Below are 6,245 nucleotides of genomic sequence, written 5' to 3' on the forward strand. Positions count from 1 at the left end.
ATCCCCGTGCAGGCGACGGCGCGCGAGCGCGGCCTGACCGTTCCGGCGCCGGCGGCGGCTCCACCGCGGAACGGCAGGCCGGCACGAGCGCCGGGCGGTACGGGAGACGGCACGCGGACGAAGCGCGTGCCGGGACGGAACAGGAAGAGCGGACGCAGCCGATCGCGCCCGCCTTTCCCGAGAAGAAGCGGGCACCGCGCTCTCGCGCCGGCAGCCCGTGACGAAACAGTCCGCCGGACCGGGAAGCGCGTGTTGCGCCGGCGTCCGGCGGGGTGTGAGGCCAGGGTGAGCGAAAAGAAGTCGTGAATATTTCCGAAGTCGAATCACCACCTGGGAGTTACCCGTAGCCCATTCCGGGTCGCGGGTTTGGGGAGAAGGAAGTAGTCCCGACCAAGAGGGCCGGGAGTACACTTTCCGGCGGCAGGGTGAGCCTCCGTCGGACTGTTAACGCTTAAAAGGGAAGTCGACCGAGATGTCTAAGCCCCTCGAAGGTATTAAGATCATCGATTTCACGCACGTTCAGGCCGGTCCTGCCTGCACGCAGCTTCTCGCCTGGTTCGGCGCCGATGTGATCAAGGTCGAGCGCCCCGGCGCCGGCGACGTCACGCGCTCGCAGCTGCGCCATGTGAAGGATGCCGACGCGCTCTACTTCACCATGCTGAATTCCAACAAGCGCTCGCTTACGCTCGACACCAAGACCCCGCAGGGCAAGGAAGTCCTGACCAAGCTCATCCAGGACTCGGATGTCATGGTCGAGAATTTCGGCCCCGGCGCGCTCGACCGCATGGGCTTCTCCTGGGAGAACATCCAGAAGCTGAACCCGGGCATGATCCTCGCCTCGGTGAAGGGCTTCTCGGAAGGCCACGCCTATGAAGACCTGAAGGTCTACGAGAACGTCGCGCAGTGCGCGGGCGGCGCGGCCTCCACCACCGGCTTCTGGGACGGCCCGCCGACCGTGTCGGCCGCCGCTCTCGGCGACTCCAACACCGGCATGCACCTCGCGATCGGCATCCTCACGGCGCTGCACGCGAAGCTCAAGTCCGGCAAGGGCCAGAAGGTCGCCGTGTCGATGCAGGATTCGGTGCTGAACCTGTGCCGCGTGAAGCTGCGCGACCAGCAGCGCCTCGACGCCCTCGGCTACCTCGAGGAGTACCCGCAGTACCCGCACGGCGAGTTCTCGGACGTGGTGCCGCGCGGCGGCAACGCGGGCGGCGGCGGCCAGCCGGGCTGGGTGCTGAAGTGCAAGGGCTGGGAGACCGACCCGAACGCCTACATCTACTTCACCATCCAGGGCCACGCCTGGGCGCCGATCTGTAAGGCGCTGGGCAAGCCCGAGTGGATCGACGACCCGGCCTACAACACCGCCGAGGCGCGCCAGGACAAGATCTTCGACATCTTCGCCTTCATCGAGGGCTGGCTTGCCGACAAGACCAAGTTCGAGGCCATCGACATCCTGCGCAAGTTCGACATCCCCTGCGCGCCGGTGCTGTCGATGAAGGAGATCGCCAACGACCCGTCGCTGCGCAAGAGCGGCACCGTGGTGGAGGTCGAGCACCCCAAGCTCGGCAAGTACCTGACGGTCGGTTCGCCGATCAAGTTCTCCGACGTCGAGGTCGACATCACCGCCTCGCCGCTGCTCGGCCAGCACACCAACGAGGTGCTCGCCCAGCTCGGCTACTCGCAGGAAGAGATCTCCGCGATGCACGACGCCAAGGCGGTCTGATCCGTCCGGCGTCCGGGCGGCGCGCCCAGCGCGTCGCCCTCCCCCGCGGCCCTGCCGCGGCCCCTATCGGCCACCCGGCCCGAATGGCGGAACGAACCGCCGGCCGACGGGTTGGCCTACGAGCCTCCCGGAGCAGGACGAAGGGTCATTTCCCAACGTTCGGTTCCTCCTAGGCGACTGGTGCCGGCACACTCGGAGAGCGGGGTGCCGGCATTTTTTTGCCTGAAGAAAGACGGCGGAAGATGCGCGGGCGCTATCCAGCCAAGCGCTGTTCGTGCCAAAGCTCTTGCGACGTCCGCCCTCGCCCTGCCCGCTCGCCGATCCGGGCCCTAGGCCGATCGGTCGGATCTGGCGCGATGGCCGCGACGATTTCCGCTCACAACCCCGAATAGCGCGTCGTCAGACGCTGTGCGGCCTCGCGGACCTGGCGGCCGAGATCGGCGATGCGCTCGGGCGGCATGCGCACGGTCGGCGCCGAGATCGAGATCGCCCCCACCGGCTCGCGCCATTCGTCCAGCACCGCCGCCGCCACGCAGCGCATGCCCGGCGTGTGCTCCTCGTCGTCGATCGAATAGCCGCGCTCGGCAATCGTCGCGAGGTCGGCCTGAAGCGCGCGCCGGCTCACATGGGTGTGCTCGGTGAAGCGCTGGAGCTGGTCGCCGCCCAGCCAGGCGCGCCGCGCCTCCGGGTTCATCGCCGCGAGGATCGCCTTGCCGCCGCCCGAGGCGTGGATCGGCAGGTCGCCGCCGATGCGGAAGAAGGCGCGCACCGCCGCGTGGCTTTCCATCTGCGCCACGCAGATGAGGTGCGGCCCGTCGATCAGCGACAGGTTCACCGTCTCGTTCACGCCGTGCGACAGCTCGCGCAGCAATCCGCGCGCGATCTCCGGCAGCTTGCGGATGCGCAGATAGGCCGAGCCGATGCGGAACAGGCCGAGCCCGACCATCCACTGGCCGGTGGCCGGGTCGTGCCCCACCAGCCCGCGCCGCTCCAGCGTGGTCAGCAGGCGATGCACGGTCGAGGTTGGCAATTCCGCCGCGCGCGCTACTTCGCTCAGCGTCATGCCGTCGGAAAGCGCAAGCACCTCCAGAAGGGCGATGGCGCGGTCGAGCGACTGCACCTCGCCACCGGTCTCGGTCCCTCCGGAACTGGAGGGCCGGCCGCGGCGGCGCGTGACCGTGACGGCGTCCGTCATCCGCATGTCACCTCCCAACCTCGCCTCCTCCCGGGTTCCGTGCCGCCATCGTCCTGGCCTCGGACGAGGCGTCGATGCGGGCATCCATATTGGCCTCGGCGGTTATCGCACCGACCGGCGCCGCCCTCGCCCTAGCATAAAGGCGCATCCTCCGCTTTTTCGCAAATCAGAAATACATCCCGTATTGCGGGAATGCGGCGGGCGTGGCATGTTTCCCCCGATTTCGGAAATTCTTTCCGCAGTGCGGGAAGAATGATGCTGCGTTGCATGCTGCCGTTCCGGCGCCATGCGCTTCGCGCGGCCGCCGAGACCGGAGATTTTGAACAAGCCTGAAGTCCGGTGCCGGGCACGCCGCCCCTGAACCGAAGGGGATGCCCTCGCCGGCGATGACGCCAGGAGGAAATGCCATGGCCAAGATGCGTGCCGTCGATGCAGCGATACGGGTTCTCGAAAAGGAAGGCGTGACCACCGCCTTCGGCGTGCCCGGCGCCGCGATCAATCCGCTTTATTCCGCCATGCGCGCCTACGGGAAGACCCGGCACGTGCTGGCCCGCCACGTCGAGGCGGCCTCCCACATGGCCGAGGGCTACACCCGCGCCAAGGCCGGCAATATCGGCGTGTGCATCGGCACCTCGGGCCCGGCCGGCACCGACATGATCACCGGCCTCTACTCGGCCGCCGCCGATTCGATCCCGATCCTGTGCATCACCGGCCAGGCGCCGCGCGCGCGCCTCTACAAGGAAGACTTCCAGGCGGTGGACATCGAGTCGATCGCCAAGCCGATCGCCAAGTGGGCGGTGCTGGTGCGCGAGCCGGCGCTGGTGCCGCAGGTGTTCCAGCAGGCGTTCCACGTCATGCGCTCGGGCCGCCCGGGCCCGGTGCTGATCGACCTGCCGATCGACGTGCAGATGGCCGAGATCGAGTTCGACGAGGACACCTACGAGCCGCTGCCGGTCTACAAGCCGAAGGCCTCGCGCAAGCAGGCCGAGAAGGCCCTCGCCATGCTGAACACGGCGGAGAAGCCGCTGATCGTCGCGGGCGGCGGCATCATCAACGCCGACGCCTCCGACAAGCTCGTCGAGTTCGCCGAGATCACCGGCGTGCCGGTCATCCCGACCCTGATGGGCTGGGGCACGATCCCGGACGACCACGACCTGATGGCCGGCATGTGCGGGCTCCAGACCTCGCACCGCTACGGCAATGCGAACATGCTGGCCTCGGACTTCGTGTTCGGCATCGGCAATCGCTGGGCGAACCGCCACACCGGCTCGATCGACGTCTACACCAAGGGCCGCACCTTCATTCACGTCGACATCGAGCCGACCCAGATCGGCCGCGTCTTCGGGCCGGACCTCGGCATCGTCTCGGACGCGGGCGCCGCGCTTGAGCTCTTCATCGAGGTGGCGAAGGAATACAAGGCCGCCGGCAAGCTGAAGGACCGCTCGGCCTGGGCCGCCGAATGCCTCGAGCGCAAGAAGACCATGCTGCGCAAGACGCATTTCGACAACGTGCCGCTGAAGCCGCAGCGCGTCTATGAGGAGATGAACGAGGCGTTCGGCCGCGACACCCGCTACGTCTCGACCATCGGCCTCAGCCAGATCGCCGGCGCGCAGATGCTGCACGTCTACAAGCCGCGCAACTGGATCAATTGCGGCCAGGCCGGCCCGCTCGGCTGGACCCTGCCGGCGGCGCTCGGCGTGCGCGCGGCCGATCCCGACGCCGAGATCGTGGCGCTGTCGGGCGACTACGACTTCCAGTTCCTCATCGAGGAGCTCGCGGTCGGCGCCCAGCACAAGCTGCCCTACCTCCATGTGGTCGTGAACAACTCCTATCTCGGCCTGATCCGCCAGGCCCAGCGCGGCTTCAACATGGACTTCGAGGTCTCGCTCGCCTTCGACAACGTCAACGCGGTGGAGAATGCGGGCTACGGCGTCGATCATGTCGCGGTGGCCGAGGGCCTCGGCTGCAAGGCGGTGCGCGTCTCCTCGCCCAACGAGTTCAAGGACGCCTTCACCCGCGCCAAGGCGCTGATGAAGGAGCACCAGGTGCCGGTGGTGATGGAGTTCATCCTCGAGCGCGTCACCAACATCGCCATGGGCACCGAGATCGACAACGTCAACGAGTTCGAGGAGGTCCTCGACCTCCCGCTCGACGGTGCCAAGGCAGGCGCCTGACCGGCCGGCGCTGATCTGCCGGCGCCCGACCGGCGCGTGAGCCGCGGGCGCCCGCCCCTTCCAGCTTCGGGATGCGGATTCCGATCCGCCCCCTTATGCTCGGCGCGCTTTCCTGCGATCGGCAGGCGAGCGCGCCCAAGCCGCCGGGGCGCGCCCCGCTTCGGGACGCGCCTCCCGCCCAGAAAATCTGTCCATGCCTAGGAGCGGTCCATGCCCCGTTTTGCCGCCAATCTCACCATGCTGTTCAACGAGGTGCCCTTCCTCGACCGGTTCGAGAAGGCTGCCGAAGCCGGCTTTTCCGGCGTCGAGTACCTCTTCCCGTACGACTTCTCGGTCGAGGATCTCGTCTCCCGCCTGAAGGCCAACGGCCTGAAGCAGGTGCTGCACAACCTGCCCGCGGGTGACTGGGGCGCGGGCGAGCGCGGCATCGCCATCCTGCCCGAGCGTGTGGACGAGTTCCGCGCCGGCGTCGACAAGGCGATCACCTACGCGACCGCGCTCGGCTGCCCGCAGGTGAACATCCTCGCCGGCATCGTCCCCGCCGGGGCCGATCGCGAGGTGCTGCACAACACCTTCGTGAACAACCTGAAGTTCGCCGCGCCGAAGATCAAGGAAGCCGGCCTGAAGCTGCTGATCGAGCCGATCAACACCCGCGACATCCCGGGCTTCTTCCTGAACTACACGAAGCAGGCCAAGGCGATCATCGACGAGGTCGGCTCGGACAACCTCTACATCCAGTACGACATCTATCACATGCAGATCATGGAAGGTGACCTCGCCCGGACGATCGAGGCCAACCTGCCGCAGATCGCGCATATCCAGCTCGCCGACAATCCGGGCCGCAATGAGCCGGGCACGGGCGAGATCAACTACGAGTTCCTGTTCCGCTACCTCGATTCCATCGGCTACGCCGGCTGGGTCGGGTGCGAGTACAAGCCGAAGGGCGACACGGCGGCCGGTCTTGGCTGGCTGAAGACGCTCACCGGCGCGGCGTGAGGCCGCGACGGTCAAGAAACACAGTCTAGGAAGCGAGGACGAAACGATGGCGAAGGTTGGATTTGTAGGTCTCGGGATCATGGGCGCGCCGATGGCGGGTCACCTGATCGACGCGGGCCACACGCTTTATCTGTACGACATCAAGCCGGTCCCGGCG

The 6,245-nt window shown here is 67.4% G+C and carries 5 protein-coding genes; 4 read left to right on the forward strand and 1 reads right to left on the reverse strand.

Annotated features, from left to right (window positions below; translation table 11 throughout):
• Positions 1 to 472 precede the first annotated feature (472 nt).
• A complete protein-coding gene (frc, locus tag NVS89_RS20530) occupies positions 473 to 1,723 on the forward strand; it encodes a formyl-CoA transferase (protein ID WP_258734629.1) in 1,251 nt (416 codons plus the stop codon).
• A 376-nt stretch (positions 1,724 to 2,099) separates the two neighbouring features.
• Here the strand turns inward: frc and NVS89_RS20535 are convergent, their stop codons facing one another.
• Entirely contained in the window at positions 2,100 to 2,918 is an 819-nt protein-coding gene (locus NVS89_RS20535; protein WP_258734630.1) for an IclR family transcriptional regulator, read from the reverse strand.
• A gap of 407 nt (positions 2,919 to 3,325) precedes the next feature.
• Here NVS89_RS20535 and gcl point away from each other — a divergent pair, with 407 nt between their 5' ends.
• The 3 genes from gcl to NVS89_RS20550 form a co-directional block, all read left to right on the forward strand.
• Complete coding sequence (gcl, locus tag NVS89_RS20540; RefSeq protein WP_258734631.1) at positions 3,326 to 5,092, forward strand: glyoxylate carboligase; 1,767 nt, start codon at positions 3,326 to 3,328, stop codon at positions 5,090 to 5,092.
• 210 nt (positions 5,093 to 5,302) lie between these two features.
• Positions 5,303 to 6,088 (forward strand): hydroxypyruvate isomerase, encoded by a 786-nt coding sequence (hyi, locus tag NVS89_RS20545; protein WP_258734632.1) that lies wholly within the window; start codon positions 5,303 to 5,305, stop codon positions 6,086 to 6,088.
• Positions 6,089 to 6,134: 46 nt separating this feature from the next.
• On the forward strand, positions 6,135 to 6,245 hold a 111-nt coding region (locus NVS89_RS20550; RefSeq protein ID WP_258734642.1), incomplete at its 3' end, for an NAD(P)-binding domain-containing protein.

Source organism: Ancylobacter mangrovi (genome assembly GCF_024752355.1).
Lineage (GTDB): Bacteria > Pseudomonadota > Alphaproteobacteria > Rhizobiales > Xanthobacteraceae > Ancylobacter > Ancylobacter mangrovi.

What these genes read in the sequence shown, in the direction of transcription:
- frc (WP_258734629.1), top strand. Translation starts at nt 473, where the DNA reads ATGTCTAAGCCCCTCGAAGGTATTAAGATCATCGATTTCACGCACGTT.
- NVS89_RS20535 (WP_258734630.1), bottom strand. Translation starts at nt 2,918, where the DNA reads ATGACGGACGCCGTCACGGTCACGCGCCGCCGCGGCCGGCCCTCCAGT.
- gcl (WP_258734631.1), top strand. Translation starts at nt 3,326, where the DNA reads ATGGCCAAGATGCGTGCCGTCGATGCAGCGATACGGGTTCTCGAAAAG.
- hyi (WP_258734632.1), top strand. Translation starts at nt 5,303, where the DNA reads ATGCCCCGTTTTGCCGCCAATCTCACCATGCTGTTCAACGAGGTGCCC.